Here is a 22,249-nt window from a genome sequence, read left to right as displayed (position 1 = left end):
GGAGTCGAACACGATGAAATTCAGCGAATCTTGGCTGCGTGAGTGGGTGAATCCTGCGATTAGCACCGAAGAACTGTCCGAACAAATTACCATGGCCGGTCTGGAAGTTGACGCCGTAGAGCCAGTAGCTGGTGCGTTTACGGGGGTGGTTGTTGGCCATGTTGTGGAATGCGCTCAGCACCCTGATGCTGACAAGCTGCGTGTGACCAAAGTGGATGTCGGTGCGGGCGAGCCTATCGATATCGTGTGTGGTGCACCAAACTGCCGTCAGGGCCTGAAAGTGTGCTGTGCCACCGTGGGTGCGGTATTACCGGGCGACTTCAAAATCAAGAAAGCCAAACTACGTGGCCAACCATCAGAAGGCATGCTGTGTTCTTTCGACGAGCTGGCGATTCCGGTTGAGTCAGATGGCATTATCGAGCTGCCAGCTGATGCGCCAGTGGGTATGGACGTTCGTGAATATCTGAAGCTTAACGATAACGCGATTGAAATTGGTCTGACGCCAAACCGTGCTGATTGCTTAGGCATGCTGGGTATCGCGCGCGAAGTGGGCGTACTGAACCGTCTGCCAGTGACTGAGCCACAAATCAGCCCAGTTGCCGCGAGCATCGACAACGTGATGCCAATCAAGGTGAGCGCACCGGATGCGTGCCCACGCTATTTGGGTCGCGTCATCAAAGGTATTGATGCGAACGCCACCAGCCCGCTGTGGATGCAGGAAAAACTGCGTCGTTGCGGTATTCGCTCTATCGATCCTGTGGTGGATGTGACTAACTACATCCTGCTGGAAATGGGCCAACCAATGCACGCGTTTGATCACGCGAAGATTGATGGCGGTATCGTGGTGCGTATGGCAGAAGAGGGCGAGAAGCTGACTCTGCTGGACGGCAATGAAGTGACCCTGCGTGCCGACACTCTGGTGGTGGCTGATCATAGCCGTCCATTGGCGATGGCCGGTATTTTCGGTGGTGAATACTCTGGCGTAACGGCAGAAACTAAAGATGTTCTGCTGGAATGTGCTTTCTTCAGCCCACTGAGCATCACTGGCCGAGCTCGTGCTTACGGTCTGCACACTGACTCTTCCCACCGTTTCGAGCGTGGTGTGGATTACGCGGTGCAGAACAAAGCGATGGAGCGTGCTACCGCGCTGCTGCTGGAAATCTGCGGCGGTGAAGCCGGTCCAGTGGTTGATGTGACCTCTGCGGCCCATCTGCCACAAGCGGCGACCATTACGCTGCGTCGTAGCAAGTTGGATGCTCTGATTGGTTACCATGTTGAAGATGACGTGGTTACAGATATCCTGACTCGCTTGGGTTGCCAAGTGAGCAAGACTGCAGAAGGCTGGACAGCGGTAGCGCCATCTTGGCGTTTCGATATGGAAATTGAAGAAGATCTGGTCGAAGAAGTGGCCCGTATCTTTGGTTACAATAATATTCCAAATGAAGCTCCACTGGCTGAACTGCGTATGAACGATCACCGCGAAGCGAATCTGCCGCTGAAGCGTGTGAAAGCGGCGTTGGTTGATAAGGGCTACCAAGAAGCGATCACCTATAGCTTCGTTGATCCTAAGGTGCAAGCTCTGCTGCATCCGGGTGAAGAGGCGATGATCCTGCCAAACCCAATTTCGGTAGACATGTCTGCAATGCGTCTGTCTCTGTGGTCGGGTCTGATTGGTGCTGCGGTTTACAACCAGAACCGTCAGCAACCACGTGTGCGCATTTTTGAAAGCGGTCTGCGCTTTGTGCCAGATGCGGCGGCTGAAAACGGTGTGCGTCAGGAAGTGATGCTGGCCGGTTTGTTGACTGGTAACCGCAGCAACGAGCATTGGGGTCAGGAAAGCAAAACCGTTGATTTCTTTGACATGAAAGGCGATCTGGAAGCTGTTCTAGAGCTGACCGGCCGTCTGGATGATGTGAAGTTTGAAGCTTGCTCAAACCCAGCCCTGCACCCAGGCCAAAGCGCTGCGCTGGTACTGGATGGCGAGCAAATCGGTTTCATTGGTGCACTGCATCCGGAACTGGAGCGTAAGCTGGATCTGAATGGTCGCACCATGCTGTTTGAAGTGCTGTGGGACAAGATTTCTCAGCGTACCATCACTTCTGCACAGAGCATTTCTCGCTTCCCTGCGAACCGTCGTGATATTGCTATTGTGGTCGATGAGTCAGTTTCTGCACAAAATATTATCGATGAATGTCGGAAAGTTGGCGGAAATCAGTTAGTTGGCGTAAACTTATTTGACGTGTACCGTGGAAAAGGTGTAAATGATGGTTGTAAGAGTTTGGCGATCAGTCTGACTCTACAAGACACTTCCCGTACACTGGAAGAAGAGGAAATCGCTAACGCTGTGTCTGGCATAGTGGAAGCGTTAAAAGTAAGATTCCAAGCATCCTTGAGGGACTAAATCTATGGCGCTCACCAAAGCCGAAATGGCAGAAAATCTGTTTGAAAGCCTCGGGCTCAGTAAACGGGATGCCAAGGATCTGGTTGAAGCTTTTTTCGAGGAAATCAGAAAGGCTTTGGAGAATGGCGAACAGATTAAGCTATCTGGTTTCGGAAACTTCGAGCTTCGTGATAAAAACCAGCGACCTGGGCGCAATCCCAAGACTGGAGAGGATATTCCGATTACTGCCCGTCGGGTAGTGACATTCAAGCCTGGGCAAAAGCTTAAAGCCCGTGTGGAAAATGCCACAATAAAGGAATAACGCCTCCTATCACACAAAAGGCTGCCTGACGGCAGCCTTTTTCATATCTGGTGTTTTTACCTCGAGCCTTGTTATATCGCGTAATAAGTGTGCTGCTGAAAACAGCTTTTCGGTTACAAAGCAAAAATATGTTAGTTCACCGCGAGGATTTAGCATCACTTGCCTGAATTTGCGGTATTTTTAAGTAAGATACGCAGTGTCAGTACACGGCATAAAACAAAACAGAGAAATACGAAGGATAGCGCTATGCGACAGGCGGCTTTGCTGAATGGCGACTTTTTAGCTCTGACTCTGGCTCATGAGTGGCACCTGCCTGCCGGTGAATTTGAGCTGGAAAATGGCACACTGGTTTCCGTATGGGATACCGGTGTGATTGTCTTTACTCCGGCGTATCCCGGTATGCGCGATATTATTTTGTCCTGCGGCATTCACGGTAATGAAACCGCGCCTGTGGAGTTACTGGCGCAGATGGTGCAGGGGCTGTTACTGGAGGAGTGGGCGGTACAGCAGCGGGTGATGTTTATCTTTGGTAACCCCGCGGCGCTGAATGCCAATGTACGCGAAATTCGTGACAACCTTAACCGGTTGTTTAGCGGCGCACATTTGGGCGGGCGTTCGCGCGAACGTGATCGAGCGGCCAAGTTGGAAGCCTATGTTGATCGCTTCTTTCGTGAAGGGGGCTATCGTGAGAGTGGTGATGCCACTAATGGGTCAGAGATGGTAGCTCGCGAACGTTGTCATTATGATTTACATACCGCGCTACGCGCGTCGCGCCATGAACGCTTTGCTATCTATCCATTTCGTCATGGCGAACCGTATAGCCAAGCACAACTGGGTTTCCTTGCGGCGAGTGATATTCGCACTGTGCTGTTGATGCATTGCCCGACCACGACATTTAGTTATTTCACTGCGCGTGAGTTTGATGCGCATGCGTTTACCATCGAGCTTGGCCGTGCCTGTCCATTTGGGCAGAATGATTTAACGCCGCTGCGCCCATTACAACAAGCATTGATGGCGTTACTGTCGGATCGTCAATACGTATGGCCGCGTTGGCAATCGCTTGAGCAGGTGAACGCGGCGAGTACGGAATGCCATCTGTATCAGGTGCGACGTGAAATCCGTCGGCAGAGTGATGATTTTCGCTTTCTTTTCTTAGATGACTTACCGAATTTTTCGGCGTTTCGTTGTGGCGATGTGATTGCGCAGGATGGGCAAACCATCTACTGCATTGAGCAGGAAGGGGAAACCGTGGTGTTCCCAAACCTGAATGTGGCTATTGGCCAGCGCGCTTGTCTGACGGTCGTTCCTGTTTCTTCTCGTGATTTGATGTTCTGATGCCATTTTATCAATTAGTGTTAGCACAGCAGCAGCGCTGCCGACGTCGGCTCGGCTATATGGCGCTGTTGGTTGTGGCGTTGTTTGTATTTAGTCTGGCGGCGGGTGAGCAATGGGTCACATTGCAAAACTGGCATGATCCGATGACCGAGATGCTGGTATTCCAATTGCGTCTACCGCGCTTAATTGTGGCCTGTTTAACCGGCGCGGCGCTGGCCACCGCTGGGGCAGCGATGCAGAATCTGTTTGCTAATCCACTGGCAGAGCCTGGCTTATTAGGGCTGTCTAATGGCTCGGGGGTCTTGCTGGTATTCGCCATGTGGGCTTATCAGGGATTTCCTCCGTTATGGTTAGTCAGTGTATTGGCCATAATGGGAGCACTGATCAGCACTCTCTTTCTTCTCTGGTTGGCGCATTATCGACAACTGAATAATGCACGTCTGTTATTGATGGGGGTGGCGCTGAGTATTCTTAGTGGCGCCTTGATGACGTGGATGGTGTATCTCAGTGATGATTTAAGTCTGCGCCAGCTCATGTACTGGATGATGGGTAGCTTTAGCGGGATCAGTTGGTCACAACTGTGGCTGCTGCCGCTTCTGGTCATTCCGTTGTTGTGGCTGCTAAGCCGTGGGCAAGTGTTTAATCTTTTGATGTTGGGTGATACCGCTGCGCGTCAATTAGGTCTTAATACTCGGGTATTACGGATCATGTTAGTGCTGGCCGTTGCGGTCATTATTGGCAGTAGCGTGGCATTGGCCGGCATTATTAGTTTTGTCGGGTTGATTGTGCCGCACCTCCTGCGTCTTGGCGGCTTTACGGATCAGCGCTATTTATTGCCGGCCTGTGGTCTGTGTGGCGCGGCGGCGATGATGCTGGCGGACTTAGTCGCGCGATTGTCGCTGAATGCCGCAGAATTGCCGGTAGGGGTTGTTACGGCCAGTATTGGTGCGCCACTTTTTGTATGGATGCTATTACGTCATGTTACAGGCGACTGATTTACACCTTGGATCTCGTTTGTGCGGTGTGTCGGGCATTATCCAGCCAGCGCAAATTACGCATCTCATTGGCCCTAATGGTGCCGGTAAAAGTACACTGCTGGCGATATTGGCGGGTATGTTACATCCCGAGCAGGGGCAAGTATTGCTGAATGATGTAACGCCATTAAGGGTTACATCACGTCATCCCCATTTGGATACGGATTACGAGAAGCCGCGCCCATTATCAAGTTGTTCGGTAGCGCAATTAGCACGCTTACGTGGCTATTTGCCGCAGCAACAGTATCCTGGGTTAGATTTACCCGTCTATCAGTATATTCATACCTATCTACGCCATCCGCTAACTGCAGAGACGGCGTTGGCTGTGCGTGAATTAACCCGCCGGTTATCGTTAGAGCCGAAACTTTCTTGCATGATTTCACATTTATCTGGTGGGGAATGGCAAAGAGTCCGGTTAGTCTCTATTCTTTTACAAGTGTGGCCAACATTATCTGGCGCACCACGTTTGTTATTGTTAGATGAACCGATGACCGCGCTGGATATTGCTTATCAAGCGGTATTTAATACGCTGCTGGGTGAACTTAAAGACGCGGATTTAACTATAGTGATGACCGGACATGATTTAAATCATACGTTGGCTCAAGCCGATCAGGTCTGGCTCATCGAAAATGGTCGCTGTGTGGCGCAGGGAAATACCGCTCAAGTGATGACCGAGGCGCGATTGAGTGCGGTTTATCAGGTTCCATTTCGGCGAGTACAGGTAGAAGGGCGAGAGCTATTGCTGACCCCGTGATTGTGCGAGCCTGCAACAAACAAATGCAGCTGTACAGCGACACATGAAATATTACGATTTACTGCTGAGGGAATGCTTGCTCATAAGGTCTCTTAGCGGATAAAACAGACGGCATGCATCTTTAGCTCGCATATCTTTAAGTAAGACTGAGCAGGATGCATATATTCCGCGTGTTTCATTACAACAGAATAAGTTAGACCTATGATAAGGATATTTCAGAAGGGCCCGTTGTGGCGTCCTGCTTTACTGATAATGGCATCTGCTCTGCTGGCCGCTTGTTCCTCGACACCGGATACCGTAAAGGGGCCGCCGATTCGTGGCTCGCTGGGCGATCCCATTATGGTGATTGCTGCGCTACATGAGCAATTGGATGATTGGTATGGTGCTCCGTACCATTTGGGCGGGATGAGTAAGCGTGGAGTTGATTGCTCAGGGTTTGTCTCGGTGACGTTTAAAGATCGTTTTGCGCTAAAGTTACCGCGAACAACCAGTGAGCAGGCGCGTCGTGGTGAGAAAGTACCGAAAAACGATCTGCAACCGGGGGACTTGGTATTTTTCCGTACCGGTCGAGGCCCGAATGGGTTACATGTTGGGATCTATGCCGATGATGATAGCTTCATTCATGCCTCAACATCGGCAGGGGTGATTAAATCATCGCTGAATACTCAATACTGGCGTCAGGCGTATTGGCAATCTCGTCGCCTATAACTCGTAGCTACAGTTAGTTCATGCACAAAGTTCATTCGTAAAATAGCGAGTGGCTAACACTGATTCACTGACAGCCGTGCTGTACGTAACCCGTGCAACACGGCTGTTTTTGTTTGTGCGTTATGCCTGATTAGGTATGGTGGTGTGTATGCCCATTATTGCGAAGGCAGAACTTGCTGATGACATGCCCGCAATGGTTGAATTTAGGGGGCTATTCTCGTTATAGTGCGCGTCTTCTGAAAGTGGGGCTGAGTGCTCACTGGTAACGATTGAAAAGACAGGAGCCCATCATGGCCCGTAAAGTAGCGTACACCTATAAAGGTGTCTCGAAAGAAATCCCATTTGCCTATACACAATATCACGACATGTTTGAGGCTGCGGCAGCAGAAGAAGGCATTGATCTGAAAAGCTTCATCATCATGGAGCAACAGGTCGCAGCAACCTCGAAAGGCTCCAAAGCCGTGAAGGATTTTCGTCGGAACTACTTTTTAAAGCTTGGTTTTACGGCCATTACGCTACTTAAAGACGAGTAATCGCCGCGTAGCTATCCTGTTGGTGAGTCGTTCTGCCTAACAGATAGCATTCTACAGGATTCTCGGCTTTTGAAAGTCAATGGCGCATGTTACCCGTAATGCGCCATCTGCTGAATATTCCTAATACTCGTATCTTTATTGCCTTCCCATTTTCTTCCGTGTTTTGGCTTTTGTGCACATTCGGTTATTCCTTCATCTCTTTTCATTCTTAATTGCTTTATTTATGCACACAATGTGTAGTAACGCATCAATAAGTAATAATTTCGGTTCTACATAATATTACGTGATGATTGTGTTCAGGATGAGCGTTCAACAAAGCTCGTAAATATTGCAGTAAATGCTGAATTGCGTAGCCAGTGTTTTATCCCTAATTACTTTTTGGTAAGGAGAGGCTAAGAAAAAGTGTAATTAAGGATACTAGCGTAAGAAAGCTAAAAGAAATTGATGACCGGATTGAAGTTTTCTAGGGAAAGAAAAGGAAACAAAGAGTAGGGGGGATGAGAATTACAGACATAAAAAAAGCATCCCTAAGGATGCTTTTTGTCTTACGAAACCGAAGTTCCGTAGGAGGACTCAATTACAGCTTGATTACGTTAGCTGCTTGAGGACCTTTCTGGCCTTGTTCAACGTCAAAAGAAACCTTTTGACCTTCAGCCAGGGTCTTGAAGCCTTCGCTCTGGATAGCGCGGAAGTGAACGAATACGTCAGCACCGCCGTTATCTTGAGTGATGAAACCAAAACCTTTCTCTTCGTTGAACCACTTAACGGTACCAGTAGATTTAGACATGATGTCTCCTGAAAATCTTTAAAAGTTAAACATTACGCATAGCGCGTTCTAGCCAGAATAAAGAAATATTTATGATGACCAATTGAACGAAAATCTTCAGGACAACGTACTAACAAAGTTAAGCGGTGTAGCGAAGCGTTCAGAATCAAATTGTTGCATAAATAAGGTCTGCTTTACAGGCCGGCGAGATGGATAGTACCACAGGTTAGCCTCTTGTACATACTTATTTGCTTGGTTTCTCATAAATTTTTCGTAAATCCATAACTACTACAGGACGGCACTCCGCGCACTGCAAATTAAGTATAGCCGATAACTCTCTGACATACGCAAGTCATTAATGCATTATCGTGACAGAACACAAGTAAACTTAATTTTTTTTCCCTGCAAAGGCCCAAAATTGTATGCCAAATGAGCGCCTGACAATTACTGTCGAGCTGTGCAGTGGCTTCATCGGCAATTAAAATTTTTGTGCGTGGGTCTAATGCGCGAAGTAATGCGAGGCGCGCGAGTTCGCCACCAGACAGTTGGTCAGGTCTGCGTTGCAGCCATTCGGGGTCAATCGCTAACCGTTCTAACCATTCAACGGGTGGGTGCCACGCATCGTGGATACTGTCTGCGATGCGTCGTACTGGATTAAAGGTTTGCTCAGGATGTTGCGGTAGCAGTTGTATTGGGGAGTAGCCTTTTGATGGCAACGGCTGGTCTTGATACAGAATCTCACCTTCATCCGCGGCTTGCCACCCGGCGAGTACTCTGCCAAGAGTGGTTTTGCCGTACCCGCTAGGCGCCTGAATGCCAACCACTTCACCGGCGGCTATCTGCAAATTGAAATTACGCCATAACCAGCGCTGATCTTGGTAAATCCCTAAGTTTTTAACCTGCAGCACGGGCAAGCTCCTGAAGTTGAGCTGGATCGGTGACGTGAAAACCGTGTTGTGGCAAGGCTTGCCACAGTGCTTGTACATAAGCACTGCCTTCGCCACGGCGCAATTCAGTGCTCGAGAGGGTTTCGACTAAGCGGCCAGCATGCAAAACCGCGACGCGATCGGCATATTCCGCGGCGAGCGCTAAATCATGGGTGATCCACAATACGCCGCATCCGGCTTCACAACGTTCACGTAAATGGCGCAACGTGGCTCTGGCGTTATCGTCATCCAGCCACGCGGTGACTTCATCGGCGAGTAAATAACGGCTGTGATGCAGGCTGGCACAGCAAATCAATGTGCGCTTGGCCATCCCACCAGAGATCTGATGCGGATGCAGCTGTTGTATCCCATCGTCTAGCTGGTGGCGCTGCAGTAGCGATGCAATATGTGGCTCGCGTTGAGAGGGGGGAATACCTGCAAGCTCACCGGCTCGTTGTAGTTGTGCACCGATAGTGCGTAAGGGGTTCAGTGCGGCGACACTTTGCGGTATGTAGCTGAATAACCGATGTGGTACGGGACTTTTTCCCGATGGCGATTGAGCGGAGCCTGTGAGTTCAGTGATACAAATCTTGCCGGTGCGGCGTGTATGAGGGGGCAGTAATTCCAGTAATCCCTGTACTAATAATGATTTTCCGGCACCGCTAGCGCCTACAAGCGCAACCAGCTCTCCCGGATGAAGTTGTAGATTGATGTCTTGTAGGCGTGCTTGCCAGCGCGGACGACCAAACCAGCGGTAGGAGGCTGTCTCTACACCAAACTGTTTGAGCTGTAACATTAAAGGATCTCCTGCCAAAGCTGTTGTACGGCTTGTCCGCACTGTTCAATGAGCATCACTAAGGCGACTAGAAACAAACCGGGAAACAACGCTAACCACCATGCGCCAGTATTGAGGTAGCGCAAGGCATCGGCCAACAGCAAACCCAGCGACGCTTCATGTTGTGCTAAACCGAATCCCAGAAAGCTGAGCGCGGCGGCGTGCAAGATGGCGTGCGGAAACATCAACAAGATCCCCACGAGGATTTGTGGCAGTAGTAGCGGTAGATAGTGAACGCGCAGAATATGCCAACGACTGTTACCCAGCTTGGCGGCCAAGCGAATGAAGTCACTTTCTTTGATTCGCAGTACTTCAGCGCGGATGAGTAACGCTAGCTTTGGCCAATGGGTGAGCGCGACGGCCATAATGACACCTTGCTTACCGCCACCTAAAGTAAAACACAGCAGCAGCAGTAAAATCAGATGCGGGATAGACAGCATGCTGTCAATTAACCAGCGCAGCGTCATATCAATACGCTTGCCGCCTAGTGCTGATAATACGCCGGTACATAAGGCAATCGCGCCACTGGTGAGTGAGGCAATCAACCCAATTTGCCAGCTGGTATAAACCCCTTGTAGGCATCGGATCAGCAAATCACGTCCTAAATTATCAGTACCTAGCCAGTATTCGGCTGAAGGAATTTGTCGCTTGGCTAATAAATTCAGGGGCAAGTCTGCCTGATGGTAGTAAGTCGCACAGCCTAGTAACAACGTCAGTAAGCCGCCCGCGATAAATAGCTTCCAGATGGCCGGGCGTGGATCATGGGTCATCGTGGCGCGCCTTCTTGTGTATTTGGCAGTGCTGCAATGTGGGGCGGTGTTGTATCGCAGTGCTCATTGCAAGAGTTTCGGTAAGAGTCACGCTGAGGGCGAGATTTGGCTAGCCGTGGGTCAAGTGAGCGAATCCACCATTCTGCGATTTGGTTACCAGTAAAGACAAAGAGGGCGCTGAACAACGCTATTCCCAAAAGTAGGGGGACATCCGCGCGTAACCCTGCATCAATGGTGGCTTGGCCTAATCCTGGATAAGCAAACACTTTTTCAACCAATACGGAGCCGCCAAACAATTCGCCAAAAGAGGCAAATTGCAAACACAGTGCTGGTGCTGAGATATGACGCAATAGATGAAAGCGCAATAATGGTAAACCGCTATCACCTTGCGAACGGGCAAAGCGAACAAAGTCACTTTGCATGATCTCGATAAGACGCGCGCGGGTATGCAGAATAATATTACCGGTACCAATTAAGCTTAAAGTGAGCATCGGTAGAATCATGTGCTGTAATCGCATCGTCCATGTGGCTTGTTCGGGTAACATCCCCATTGGTAGCGCGCAGCATACTGGCGCCCACGCCAGTTGTACTGCAAACACAGAGAGAAGAAGTAATCCAATCCAGAAGGCGGGTAGTGACGCCATAATGTAGGCGAGTGCACAAATTAGCTTATCGGTCAGAGAATCTTTGCGCCGACCGGCTAACACGCCAAGCGCAAAGCCGAACAAACCGGAAAGTAACCACGCCCCAGCAAGCAAACCCAGCGACGTAAGAAAACGGTCACTGATAACCTCAGCAACCGGAGCGTTATAGACTTGAGAAAAGCCCAAGTCACCTTGCAGGATATTACTTAACCAGTGGAGAAAACGACTCCAAGCGGGCTGATCTAGCCCCCAACGTGCAGCGATCTTAGCGTATTGTTCGGGGTCAATGCGTAGCGCATCCATACCGATATAGGCACGTACGGGATCCACCGGCGATAAGCTGAGCAGCGTAAAGCTGCCCAGCGCGACGGTAAACAGTAACAGCACGCCACGACCAATCAGTCCGGTCAGTTTGGCTGACCACTGTTTTAGCGTGGACATCACTGACATGTCCATTTCCACTCGGTGATGTTACCCAGCACACTCCAATAGGCATGGGGCTCAGTGGGCACATTCCCCATATCCAAACATGGGTTAGCCAGATAGGTATGTTGCAGATTCAGCAGCCATGCCCAAGCGGCATCGCCTTGAATTCCGACGCCGGCCTTTCCATTCCAGTTAACTTGTTGCCAGTAACTGCGCGCGGTTTTCCAGTCCGGTGTATTCATCGCTAAATCGAGCTGTTTATCAACAGCAGGATTGCTGTAATAACCGGGATTAAAGAATTCCACGCCCCGTTTGCTACTGTGGTAATGGTTATAGAGTTCGCTCGGGTCAAGGCTTCCCCAGCCGAATAATACGGGGTTCGCATGCATATAGCGGCTGACTTCATCCCAGCTTCCGGAGCGTAGATTCATGCTGATCCCGAGCGGTTTGACCATTTCGCGCACCGCTTGTGATATTTCGCGGCGCGTGGTGTCACCGGCGGTATACCAAAGAGTCAGTTCGGCGCGTACACCGTCTTTTTCACGCACGCCGTCGCCATCAGTATCTTTCCATCCGGCTTGTTCGAGAATATCGATGGCTTTTTTCACATCACCGTCGTTAAAAGCGACATCCGGTGCATCCCACGGTAAACCATACACGGCGCTAAATGCAGGAACGGCATGACCTTCCAGTAATTGGTCGGCCAATTGTTGGCGATTAATGGCATAGTTAATGGCTTTGCGAATCGCCACATCGGCAGTGACATCATTGCCAATCGGGTTGCCATCTTTATCTTTGGCGCCGGCTTTGACCATCGGGAACATAATGCCGCGGTTATCAGCACTTTTATGCGATAACAGTTTCATCCCGGATACGGGTACCGAAGCCAAAGATTGTGGAATTTTCACCAAATCCAGCTGACCGGTTTGTGCGGCGGCATAAGCGCTGTCTTCATCCATAAACAGCAACACCACTTTATCAAAGTCATTTTTCTTGCCTTGATAATGCGGATTCGCTTCCATAATCATTTGTTGGCCGGGTTGATAGCTCACCAACGTATAAGGGCCAGAGCCAATCGGATGGAAAGCATAATCACTGCCATGTTTACCTGCGGGCACAATGCCTAACGAGGCCAGTACATTAATAAAGGTACTTTGTGGTGCCGAGAGGTGCAGGACAACGGTTTGTGCGTCTGGCGTTTCTGCCGAGACAAAGCGCCCCATATTGACTTTTCCCGCGGAGGCTTTGGCGGCGTTAAAGGTATACGCCACATCTTTAGAGGTAAGAGGCGAGCCGTCAGAGAATAGGCGATCAGGTTTAAGCGTAATCGTCCACGTTTTCCCGTCTTGGCTAATCTGGTAGTTTTCAATCAATTCATTTTCATATGAAAAGTCGTGGGTACGTTGGATTAGCGTGCTTTGAAATAGTGGGTTTCCGGTATGTGACCAACCCATCACTGGATCAAAACCTTCGGTGGGACCATCACCAATGGCTAGCGTTAATGTTCTGGCTTCGACTGGCGCGGCTGGTGTGATAAGCGTCATGGCGAGTAGGGTGCTTCCGAGAACAGAAGCCAGAGGTGTTACTTTCCGTGCCGTTAAGCTCGAAGGTAAGTGTGGTAAGATCATATGTGCTTTCTTATGGCTATTGTTATTGTGGTAGACAACGTGCTGCATCAAGAACTTTATTTTAGAAATGGTTCATCAAGTGCATCATCGGGTAGTAGTCAGTAATACTTTTTCTAATTTAGTATTACTGGCGGAAATGGTAACAAATCAGATTTGATGACTTAGTGCGTCAGGTCACGAAAATGACGGTGTCACATTTACCTGAATGTGTGATTGTGTTTCAGCAGAGAATGGAATATGGCAAATATTAACGAGGAAACTCAGCGCTTTACGGTTTCTCTTCCAAAACAACTGAATGATATTTTGGATGTTAAGTTACAACGTCACGCATACAGTTCACGTTCCGAATATATCCGCGATTTGATTCGTGAAGATATGATTCGTGACGAATGGAAAGAGGGCGAAAGTGAGCTGGTGGGTGTGCTAACGCTGATTTATGATCATCACCAAACTGGGCTGGTGGAAAAACTGGTGAGTATCCAACACGATCATCATGTGCATGTGTTATGCACGACACATGTACATATCGATCACTTCAACTGTTTGGAAACCATCATTATTCGCGGTGTGGGAACACGTATTGAGCAGTTATGCAATGCTATCTCTGGGCTAAAAGGGGTGCGATTTGCTCAGCTGACCCGTACTGCAACTGTGCCGGCATGACGAAAAGAGATTTCCTGACACCGAAGGGAACATCTGTTAGATCTGATTGACTAACACTTTGGTTGTTAAAGAAAAAATGACCCGATCGCGTTATGCATGTCAGACAAATATAAAATAGCAGACCGTCATCACAGATTACGGATTCTGCATACGGTTCATGTTACTGAGATTGCTAAACTTACGCGGAAATTCTTGCGCCGGGATATTCTGGGAGATTATCTGTTGTTATCAATGAAAAAAATGCAGTCCTGGTTAGGTATTGCAGTCGTGGCTTTGGTTCTGGCCGGTTGTGCGGGTTCACAGGGGAGTCATCGGGGGCCAAAACCGAACTACTCCAGTGATGTACTGAGCTATCGTGCGAAACAATACATGCCGGCGATTAAGAAAGCCTCCCGCCGTTATAATGTGGATGAGAAGCTAATTACGGCGCTGATTCAGGTGGAATCCAGTTTTGATCCGAATGCGATTAGTCGCTCTAACGCCATCGGTTTGATGCAAATCAAGCGCGATACCGCCGGACGAGAAGTGTTCCGAGTCTACAAAAATAGTTCGGGGATGCCATCGAAAGCGTACTTATTGAATCCGTACAATAACATTGATACTGGCACAGCGTACTTGAGCATCTTGCGCGATCGGCAGTTGGCGGGGATCCGTCATCCGAAAAGCATGCGTTATGCGATGATGGCGGCTTACAGTAATGGGGCTGGGGCGCTATTGCGATCTTTCCATCCGGACAAGAAAAAAGCGATTCAGAAGATTAACCGGATGTCGCCAGAGCAGGTTTATAGCTATATAAATCAGCAACATAATGATGCGCAGGCGAGACGTTATATCTATAAGCTCACGACTGTGTATAACTCTATTTGAGTTTCATCTCTCTATCTTTAAACCGCCTTCGGGCGGTTTTTCTTTATCTGCATTCTGTGATTTGCCTAGCTTCGCTTCCTTGTTTTCCCTTTGTTTTCACTCTGGCGTGTTATCGGCTGCAGGGGACTAATATATCTCGTGATTTTGGTTTACGTACAGGCATAACCATAACTAATCGATTTCTAACAAATTTCAGGTGAGGTATAAAATTTTACGGGGGTTATATCCAGTAAAAATAGGGCTTTTAGCTAATGGCATAAGCAATACCTATGCATTGAGCTATATTTGATCGGCTGGTGGATTGAATAACACTGCTTGCATAGCGTAATGGGGCGATAAAAAACAACTTTTAGTCTGTTTTTTGGTCATATATGAGGGTTATTTGCGAAAATTGCCACGATAAACCCTCGTGTGGATAAGCAGATTTTGCATAGCGTTATCAGGGTAAAGTGAGGGTGACTGAGTGATTGATATGCTTAGTCATCTGGCTAGTTGGAACGTGAACGGCAAGGGGGAAAGATGAAATATCTGATGGTAATGATTCTTGCACTGTTTTGGTCATTAACCGGTGTTGCTCATGCCGGTTACGGTGTCACAAAACCTGCTTATGCCGAAAACGGTATGATGGTCAGTGCAACGGGCATGACTCTATATACGTTTGATAAGGATAAGCCGGGAGCCAGCACTTGCGTTGATGCATGTGCCGCTATTTGGCCGCCATATTTAGCGGTGACAGGCAGTAAACCGGTGGGCGATTTTACGCTGGTGGCGCGTGGTGATGGCAAATATCAGTGGGCCTATAAAGGAAAGCCACTTTATCTCTATGCACAGGATAAGGCAAAAGGCGATAAAAGCGGCGATAAGATTAAGGAAGTTTGGCACATTGTTCCGTACTGAACGTTTGATGATCGTATGAATACGTTGAATGCGCTTAGCGAATCGGCGCTTACATAAAACCGGCTTCAGCCGGTTTTTTCTTGCTTGCGAACTACTGATTGAGTGCACATCGCTCAATAGATGTTTAGTGGATAATACATCGAGAAAATTCAGAATGCAGGGATGTAGAGAGTCGTAATGAAAGGCGCAACCGGAATATTGGCGTTATGGTGTTCACGTATAGTGCGCATGCGTGATGCAGCCAGATTGCATGTTTTACGCCGGCGTTATCCTAAATGGGCACTGCCATTTCTAATGCCTTATGCCACGCAAAGTTTGCCGGAAAGAGTAGGGTATCCGCTTGCAACAGCGTCACCTATACCTGAGTTCCAAGCCTGGACATTATCTTGGTTGATCAAGTCAGAGCAAATGTCGGTTCTCACCGAGTTGCTGAGTCAGCTGGGCTATGCAACGGATTCCGTCATACCAGAACAAACAGCACAACGGCTACTGACTCAGCCATTGCAAACCTCTCAGCGAAAATCATGTTTAGCCAATGACCGTTTTAGGGATGGTAGTGAGTCATCGTTATCTGATCAAACTCCGAGCATGTATCTGTGTCTGCACTCAGCATTTGCGGGAATCATAGTTACGGTAGTGACTAATGATACGCAGTGTGTTGAGCGTATTCAATCGGAAAGTTGTTGGTTAGCGCCAATGCCGATGGAGGCATTTCCGCAGTTAAATCCGGACGAGTTCGGATCACTGCAAGGTGAACTCGCATATTGGTGGGAATATTTCTGGCAGCCATTTTGGAACTCGCGAACTGAAGAACAACAACGTCTACTGAGTGAAACGTTGCCGACGCCATGGTTGGATTTTATCGCTGACAGAACTGTGTGAAAAATGAACGCAAATCACAGTGATTTATAGGTGGAGTAGGCGAGTGTTGATTGTTAGTAGATTGTTATCTAGAGAATCCGTTAGCATGGTCTGGCTGGCGGATAATGCATGAAGTTCCTTTTTCATTATCGATTTAACATAATATACATTGTGCGCACTTAAGCGGTGGTGCCGATTGGGTGTTTGGTGGCTCTAGAGTAACTAGCCTAATGTTATCGACACTTCACATAACTCACTCATCTTATTAACTCGCTCATGCACTGATTTAGACTGATCGCGCTATGTGAAATCTGAAAATCGGCCTGATACAGTGCCAACAAATTTTTGCGTAGCGAAACCAAAGTTTAGGCTGTTTTAGCCACCTCTGACGCGCTTGGTTTGTAGTAAATGGCCTAATGTCAACAAGCTGATTACGCTACGCGATCGTTTTTGAGCGTATTGCTAATTAGCTGATTACATTTGCTGCGCTACAACGTGATTTCATACTTAATTGCTGAGAAATCAGTCCTTCATGGGTAAAAAAACTTTGCTGATGCCAAAGCATGTGCGTAAAATTCGCGAGTATTCAATGGCATCGAAGAATATTTCGCAGCGTAAGCACCGGATAAAACTTTATGTCGTAAAAATATAATGCTTGGGGCCGGTAATCTCCTACCGGCTTGTTTAGACCATTCTTCAGGATCTCCCCACATTGAACAAAAAACTTGGTCTTGGTGCACTCACTGCACTGGTTCTTAGCTCCATGGTTGGTGCCGGTGTTTTCAGCCTGCCCCAAAATATGGCTGCCGTGGCCAGTCCCGCCGCATTACTGATTGGCTGGACCATTACTGGTGTTGGCATTATTTTTCTAGCACTTGCATTACTACATTTATCGAGGCTGCGACCGGATCTGGAAGGCGGGATTTTTACTTATGCCCGTGAAGGATTCGGTGAGTTTGTTGGTTTTTGCTCGGCGTGGGGATATTGGCTGTGTGCTGTTATCGCTAACGTTTCTTATCTGGTGATTGTATTTGCGACGCTTAGTTTCTTCACGGATTCTCCCGGTCATGTCATTTTCGGTGATGGCAATACTTGGCAGGCATTGATCGGTGCATCCGCCCTGCTCTGGATTGTGCATGCCATGATCCTGCGCGGTGTACAGCAGGCGGCCAGTATCAATATGTTGGCGACCATTGCGAAGTTGATCCCGCTGTGTGCATTTATTGTACTGGCGGCGTTTTTCTTTAAATGGGAAACCTTCCATCTGGATTTCACCGGTGCCGCCTTAGAAACACCAATCTGGCAGCAGGTTAAAGAAACCATGCTGATCACCGTTTGGGTGTTTATCGGTGTTGAAGGTGCCGTTGTGGTTTCTTCGCGTGCGAAGAACAAACATGATATCGGCCGTGCCACTATGCTGGGTTTGCTCTCTGCGCTGGGTATCTACCTGTTGGTGACCTTGCTGGCGGTTGGCGTCATGCCGCGTGCCGAAGTCGCCGAACTGCGTAACCCATCTATGGCCGGTATGCTGGATCTGATGATTGGCCCGATGGGTAAAATCATCATCAGTCTTGGTCTGATTGTGTCTGTGTGCGGTGCTTATTTGAGCTGGACTATTCTGGCCGCTGAAGTGCCATACGTGGCCGCGCTGCAAGGTGCATTTCCGCGCTACTTGTCGAAGATGAATGCCAACGGTTCTCCGGCGGCGTCTTTATGGCTGACCAACGGTGCGGTACAGATCGCCCTGTTGCTGATCTACATGTACGGTGGCACCTATAACACCTTGCTGACCATTGCCTCAGAGATGGTGCTGGTTCCCTACTTCTTGGTCGGTGCTTTCCTGCTGAAGTTGGCCATTAAAAAGCAAAGCGTTCTGCTGAAGTCGATTGGTGCAGGTGCGTGTATTTATGGGATCTGGTTGCTGTACGCATCAGGTCTGACTCATCTGATGATGTCAGTGCTGATGTATGCTCCAGGCTTGCTGATTTTCTTCTATGCGCGCCGTAATGATTGCGAATGTACGCCACTGAAGAAAATGGATCGCGTTGGGGTTTCCCTGCTGTTGCTGAGTGTATTGCCAGCGGCATGGTTGCTGTCACAAGGCATTTCCTAACACTAGCATCATTTCATTTCTCGATGTGAGAGCAAAAAAACCGGCATATATTGCCGGTTTTTTTATAGCTGCTATCTAAGTTCTATGCTCAGAATTGATCTTCTGAATGACACACAACGTGTTCAGTGAATATTCACATCAAGGAACTCATCTTGCTGCTGAAGTTGTGCCGCTGGGCACTCTTTTTCGATCGATGAAAGCTGAGATGCGTTCAACGCATAAGGCAAGCACACCCGAAGATGGGTAATTTTTTGCTGTTTGGCCAGTCTGATCAGACGGGCGATATTGTTTTCATCGCTGATTTGCGTAGACAGAATTTGCAGCGCTAAATCACGTAAACGATCCTCTGTCTTTTTATCTTTATTTATCTGACTGTTAAGCACAAATCCAAATAATGGTATTACACTGTAAATCGCATCAATGAAACTCCATTTCTTCTTACAGGACTCAGCCAAAAACGCCGTGTAGTCAAACGTCACTACTGTACGGCTCTCGACAGTATCAGTGTCTACCATTGCCATAACCCGATAATCCTCCTTCTCTCTGATTTTGACCTTATCTATCAGAGTGGTAAAGCAAAAATCCGATTCAGATGTTGAGCTGTGGCGCATTTCAGGATATCAATACAGCATATCACCTTCACCGAACAGATACATGTCATGCAGTCAGAAATGAGCAATGAGGTTTATATCATTACCGGTGGCGCGCGCCGGATTGGCTATGCGCTGACCCGCTTTTTTAGCGAGCAAGCTAAACGCGTTATCATCAGTTACCGGAGTGAATACCCTGAATTGGCAGAGCTTCGCGAGCGTGGCGTCTGCTGCCTGTATGCTGATTTTAGTACAGATCGCGGGATTAACGAGTTTGCAGAACAGGTTTCCCAGCAACTGAAGGAATGGGGAAATGCCTCAATTCGCGCATTGGTGCACAATGCCTCGGCATGGGAAAAAGATGGACATGATGCCGTGACACTGTCACATGCGTTAGATGCGATGATGCAAATTCATGTCAAAGTCCCCTATCTGCTTAACCATCTGTTAGATAAGTCTTTTGCACCAAAAGCGGACATCATCCACTTTACCGATTATGTGGTGGAAAAAGGCAGTGATAAGCACATTGCATACGCAGCGAGTAAAGCGGCATTGGAGAACATGACACTGTCGTTTGCCAAGAAATTTGCGCCAGCAGTTAAGGTAAATGCGATTGCTCCGGCTTTGATTATGTTCAATCCGCAAGACTCAGACGAGTACAAACAAAAAGCCTTGGATAAATCAGTGATGCAGTGCGCGCCGGGCGAACAAGAAATTATAGAGGCGGTGTCGTATTTGCTGAGCAGCCGTTACGTTACCGGACGCACATTGCATGTTGATGGTGGCCGTCATATACGCTGAGTTGATCCAGAGGTTTTTCCGTAAAACTCACATCACGAACTGAAACGGGTTTACCGCATTTGTACTGTGCTAAGTTTCGCGCTCAGTAAAATGTCCCAGTAAACCCGTTTTTGCTTTGATGTTACTGGCTGATTTTCAGCCTGCTTTAGCGACAGTTATCTTTTAACGCAACGCTAGGATTTAAGAGTCACCGAACCGCCTCCGCCGTTACTTGAACCTGAACCAGCATTTCCCGGACGGTTTAGCGGTACCGATTGTAAAAACACGGTTTCGCTTGGATATGCTAATGCCGCGCCCTGCTCTTTAATCAAAGCAATAATGCGCAAAAAGACTTGTTGTTGGATGGCTAACCACTCAGCCCAATCGCTGGTTTTAGTGAAACAGTAGATGGAAAAATTCAGTGATGATGCGCCGAATTCATTGAAACTAACCAGTAAATCTTGCGTTTGATCGATGGCATCGTGTTGCTGTAAATAGCTTCTGACTGCGTTCACAACATCATCCATTTTCTCTGCATCTTCATAGCGCAGACCAATGGTGGCGGTGATTCTACGGTTGGTCATGCGCCCTGGGTTTTCAACGCTGATGTTCGAAAATACCGAGTTGGGGACATACAGTGGGCGGTTATCGAACGTAAAGATTTTGGTCAATCGCCAGCCGATCGACTGCACGGTGCCTTCGATATTTCTATCTGGAGAGCTGACCCAATCTCCGACATTAAATGGCCGGTCAATGTAGATCATCAAGCCGCTGAAGAAGTTCGATAGGATATCTTTACCGGCTAAACCGATGATGATGGCCCCTGTCCCACCGAAAGCCAGTAAGCCAGAAAAGCTGACGCCAAAGTAATCGGCGATGATCAGCGAAAATAGCAAGAGCACTGAGAACTTGCTGAGCTTGGTGATGGCACTTACGGTAGTTGAGTCTTTGCCGTGCATAATTTGCACTTTCTCAACCGAGTTCAGGTATTTGAAAATCCCGCGAACCATCACCCAAATCACGGCAAATAAGCGAATATCACCGATAATACCGCTAAGTGACGGCATAAACTCATTGGCGACAATTCTGAGTAGCTGCGTACTGCTCAGAATGAAGATGCTCCACAAGATTACCGGTGAGCTGATTTGCCAAAACAATCGCCACAAGTATTTGTGATAGTCACGGCTATTACGGTTTTTCTTACGAAAGACAAACCAAGCAATTAATGAGATCGCGGTAAATATCACCACAATCAGGATTTGGGCGAGCCAAGCATGCGCATCAAACACGCTTTGCAGCTGGATCAGAAATACCAGTAAATCGCTCATGGTGATTGGGCCTTATAAAATTAAACCTGAGCTCAGTCTACTGAGGGATTAATTCGATGCCTAATCGCGGCAATAGAATCTTACCTTTCGCTACAGGACGGCGATGTTTTGCTTCGGCTTTTTGCCGATCATAGCTTTGTAACCCTTTGAGTTTATCCGGCATTCGCGTCGTGAGCAGAGGCAAATTGACCTTACCGTTACCGCGTAATTCAATGATCTCACCCAGCTCGGTATCAAAGGTTTCATACACCCAATTGGCCTGTGGAACTTCACGCAGCACACGGCGATAACGCAAGCGTGCATTTTCAGGCAGCGCTTCGACCAATGCGATTTCTTCTTCGATTTGAGCCGCCCAAATATCACCGTCTAATTGCATGGCAATATTAACCGGTGGATAGCGCCTTTCTTGAGTGAGCTTTTCTAGCAATAACTGGCGGTTGAGCTTGTCGTGATCACTTTTTGAGGCAATGGGTTTTTGCCACGCAAAGCTGATGCGCGTGGTGTTACAGGGTAACACTTTTAAATATCGAGTTGCCTGCAAGGTGATCATCATAGGGAAACGTGAATGCACGGCTTCGAAACGCTGATCAGGATTCCCTACCGCTTTGATTGCCGCCGCGAAGGCGTCTTTGGCTTGATTCACTTGCCCAATAAGCTCGGTTAATTCTTCATGTGAACCGGAGCAGACGGCAATGCCGGGATAGCGCTGCACGATTTTGGTCGAAGGTTCATCATCCCTTCCCTCCGGTTCTGGTGCATAAAATTGTCGATAGATTTTCATGAGTAGCGGCGTGAGTTCATTACCACCATGAATTTCAGTGACAGGGATAGTATCGGGTAACGTTCCTTCATCGTCCCTTTTCCATTGTGGTAGCTCGTATAACCATAATGCTTGTAGCGGGTTTTCCGTTAGAAAATGTTCAAGCTCATCGAGCGCGCAGTCAATACGGTATTTTGTTTCTTTAAGATGATCTGTCATTTGTGATGAGTTCTTTTTTAAAGGGATAGTTCAACGCGAAGCGTTTCCCTTTTGGTATATCAATAAACTGTATGATGACTTAAGGTATTCTATATAGAAGATTACCTGAT

The 22,249-nt window shown here is 48.2% G+C and carries 21 protein-coding genes and 1 pseudogene; 13 read left to right on the top strand and 9 right to left on the bottom strand.

The window, feature by feature from the left end; translation table 11 throughout:
* Positions 1 to 13: 13 nt before the first annotated feature.
* The 7 genes from pheT (at position 14) to NCTC9997_RS07405 (ending at position 7,066) form a co-directional block, all read left to right on the top strand.
* The gene (pheT, locus tag NCTC9997_RS07435; protein WP_064977732.1) at positions 14 to 2,401 is read left to right on the top strand and encodes a phenylalanine--tRNA ligase subunit beta; all 2,388 of its coding nucleotides are present in this window, start codon (positions 14 to 16) and stop codon (positions 2,399 to 2,401) included.
* A 4-nt stretch (positions 2,402 to 2,405) separates the two neighbouring features.
* Complete coding sequence (ihfA, locus tag NCTC9997_RS07430) at positions 2,406 to 2,702, top strand: integration host factor subunit alpha (protein WP_010863564.1); 297 nt, start codon at positions 2,406 to 2,408, stop codon at positions 2,700 to 2,702.
* Positions 2,703 to 2,948: 246 nt separating this feature from the next.
* Positions 2,949 to 4,037, top strand: coding sequence for a succinylglutamate desuccinylase (gene astE / locus NCTC9997_RS07425; protein ID WP_064977731.1), 1,089 nt, complete (start codon positions 2,949 to 2,951; stop codon positions 4,035 to 4,037).
* Positions 4,037 to 5,032 carry a vitamin B12 ABC transporter permease BtuC gene (gene btuC / locus NCTC9997_RS07420; protein WP_064977730.1) on the top strand — a complete coding sequence of 332 codons (996 nt, stop codon included), beginning with the start codon at positions 4,037 to 4,039 and terminating at the stop codon, positions 5,030 to 5,032. The genes astE and btuC overlap by 1 nt, the downstream gene beginning before the upstream one ends.
* The gene (locus NCTC9997_RS07415; RefSeq protein WP_064977729.1) at positions 5,016 to 5,825 is read left to right on the top strand and encodes a vitamin B12 ABC transporter ATP-binding protein BtuD; all 810 of its coding nucleotides are present in this window, start codon (positions 5,016 to 5,018) and stop codon (positions 5,823 to 5,825) included. The genes btuC and NCTC9997_RS07415 overlap by 17 nt, the downstream gene beginning before the upstream one ends.
* Positions 5,826 to 6,077: 252 nt before the next feature.
* A complete protein-coding gene (locus NCTC9997_RS07410; RefSeq protein WP_010863560.1) occupies positions 6,078 to 6,533 on the top strand; it encodes an NlpC/P60 family protein in 456 nt (151 codons plus the stop codon).
* A 290-nt stretch (positions 6,534 to 6,823) separates the two neighbouring features.
* On the top strand, positions 6,824 to 7,066 hold the full coding sequence (locus NCTC9997_RS07405) for a DUF2960 domain-containing protein (RefSeq protein ID WP_010863559.1): 243 nt from the start codon (positions 6,824 to 6,826) through the stop codon (positions 7,064 to 7,066).
* Positions 7,067 to 7,643: 577 nt separating this feature from the next.
* On the opposite strand, the gene cspE is transcribed toward NCTC9997_RS07405, so the two are convergent.
* The 6 genes and pseudogenes from cspE to NCTC9997_RS07375 form a co-directional block, all read right to left on the bottom strand.
* On the bottom strand, positions 7,644 to 7,853 hold the full coding sequence (cspE, locus tag NCTC9997_RS07400; RefSeq protein ID WP_010863558.1) for a transcription antiterminator/RNA stability regulator CspE: 210 nt from the start codon (positions 7,851 to 7,853) through the stop codon (positions 7,644 to 7,646).
* Positions 7,854 to 8,149: 296 nt separating this feature from the next.
* A complete protein-coding gene (locus NCTC9997_RS07395; RefSeq protein ID WP_047708541.1) occupies positions 8,150 to 8,740 on the bottom strand; it encodes an ATP-binding cassette domain-containing protein in 591 nt (196 codons plus the stop codon).
* Positions 8,727 to 9,554 carry an ATP-binding cassette domain-containing protein gene (locus NCTC9997_RS07390; protein ID WP_064977728.1) on the bottom strand — a complete coding sequence of 276 codons (828 nt, stop codon included), beginning with the start codon at positions 9,552 to 9,554 and terminating at the stop codon, positions 8,727 to 8,729. The genes NCTC9997_RS07395 and NCTC9997_RS07390 overlap by 14 nt, the downstream gene beginning before the upstream one ends.
* Positions 9,554 to 10,363, bottom strand: a complete 810-nt coding sequence (locus tag NCTC9997_RS07385; RefSeq protein ID WP_010863555.1) for an ABC transporter permease — start codon at positions 10,361 to 10,363, stop codon at positions 9,554 to 9,556. Before NCTC9997_RS07385 ends, NCTC9997_RS07390 begins: the two co-directional genes overlap by 1 nt.
* 104 nt (positions 10,364 to 10,467) lie before the next feature.
* Positions 10,468 to 11,448: pseudogene (locus tag NCTC9997_RS07380) on the bottom strand (ABC transporter permease); the annotation flags it as partial.
* Positions 11,448 to 12,977, bottom strand: a complete 1,530-nt coding sequence (locus NCTC9997_RS07375) for an ABC transporter substrate-binding protein (protein WP_064977726.1) — start codon at positions 12,975 to 12,977, stop codon at positions 11,448 to 11,450. The gene NCTC9997_RS07375 and the pseudogene NCTC9997_RS07380, both read right to left, overlap by 1 nt.
* A gap of 321 nt (positions 12,978 to 13,298) precedes the next feature.
* Between NCTC9997_RS07375 and nikR the strand changes: the two genes are divergently transcribed.
* From nikR to NCTC9997_RS07350, 5 genes are all read left to right on the top strand, one after another.
* On the top strand, positions 13,299 to 13,724 hold the full coding sequence (nikR, locus tag NCTC9997_RS07370) for a nickel-responsive transcriptional regulator NikR (RefSeq protein WP_010863552.1): 426 nt from the start codon (positions 13,299 to 13,301) through the stop codon (positions 13,722 to 13,724).
* A gap of 240 nt (positions 13,725 to 13,964) precedes the next feature.
* Entirely contained in the window at positions 13,965 to 14,591 is a 627-nt protein-coding gene (locus NCTC9997_RS07365) for a transglycosylase SLT domain-containing protein (protein ID WP_036769730.1), read from the top strand.
* A gap of 519 nt (positions 14,592 to 15,110) precedes the next feature.
* Positions 15,111 to 15,488: a COG4315 family predicted lipoprotein gene (locus tag NCTC9997_RS07360; protein WP_064977725.1), complete on the top strand. Its 378-nt coding sequence runs from the start codon at positions 15,111 to 15,113 to the stop codon at positions 15,486 to 15,488.
* Between the two features lie 177 nt (positions 15,489 to 15,665).
* Entirely contained in the window at positions 15,666 to 16,370 is a 705-nt protein-coding gene (locus tag NCTC9997_RS07355) for a hypothetical protein (RefSeq protein ID WP_152136271.1), read from the top strand.
* A 691-nt stretch (positions 16,371 to 17,061) separates the two neighbouring features.
* Positions 17,062 to 18,462, top strand: a complete 1,401-nt coding sequence (locus NCTC9997_RS07350; RefSeq protein ID WP_064977724.1) for an amino acid permease — start codon at positions 17,062 to 17,064, stop codon at positions 18,460 to 18,462.
* Positions 18,463 to 18,584: 122 nt separating this feature from the next.
* Here the strand turns inward: NCTC9997_RS07350 and NCTC9997_RS07345 are convergent, their stop codons facing one another.
* A complete protein-coding gene (locus NCTC9997_RS07345; protein ID WP_064977723.1) occupies positions 18,585 to 18,983 on the bottom strand; it encodes a hypothetical protein in 399 nt (132 codons plus the stop codon).
* 138 nt (positions 18,984 to 19,121) lie between these two features.
* Here NCTC9997_RS07345 and folM point away from each other — a divergent pair, with 138 nt between their 5' ends.
* A complete protein-coding gene (folM, locus tag NCTC9997_RS07340; protein ID WP_064977722.1) occupies positions 19,122 to 19,853 on the top strand; it encodes a dihydromonapterin reductase in 732 nt (243 codons plus the stop codon).
* 173 nt (positions 19,854 to 20,026) lie between these two features.
* Here the strand turns inward: folM and NCTC9997_RS07335 are convergent, their stop codons facing one another.
* Entirely contained in the window at positions 20,027 to 21,160 is a 1,134-nt protein-coding gene (locus tag NCTC9997_RS07335; RefSeq protein WP_064977721.1) for a mechanosensitive ion channel family protein, read from the bottom strand.
* 37 nt (positions 21,161 to 21,197) lie between these two features.
* On the bottom strand, positions 21,198 to 22,139 hold the full coding sequence (locus tag NCTC9997_RS07330; protein ID WP_071849687.1) for a DNA replication terminus site-binding protein: 942 nt from the start codon (positions 22,137 to 22,139) through the stop codon (positions 21,198 to 21,200).
* Between the last annotated feature and the right edge of the window lie 110 nt (positions 22,140 to 22,249).

Source organism: Plesiomonas shigelloides (assembly GCF_900087055.1).
GTDB classification, from domain to species: domain Bacteria; phylum Pseudomonadota; class Gammaproteobacteria; order Enterobacterales; family CAMTGL01; genus Plesiomonas; species Plesiomonas shigelloides.
Note: the sequence above shows the minus strand (reverse complement) of the source record. Positions and strands in the feature narration are given on the sequence as shown.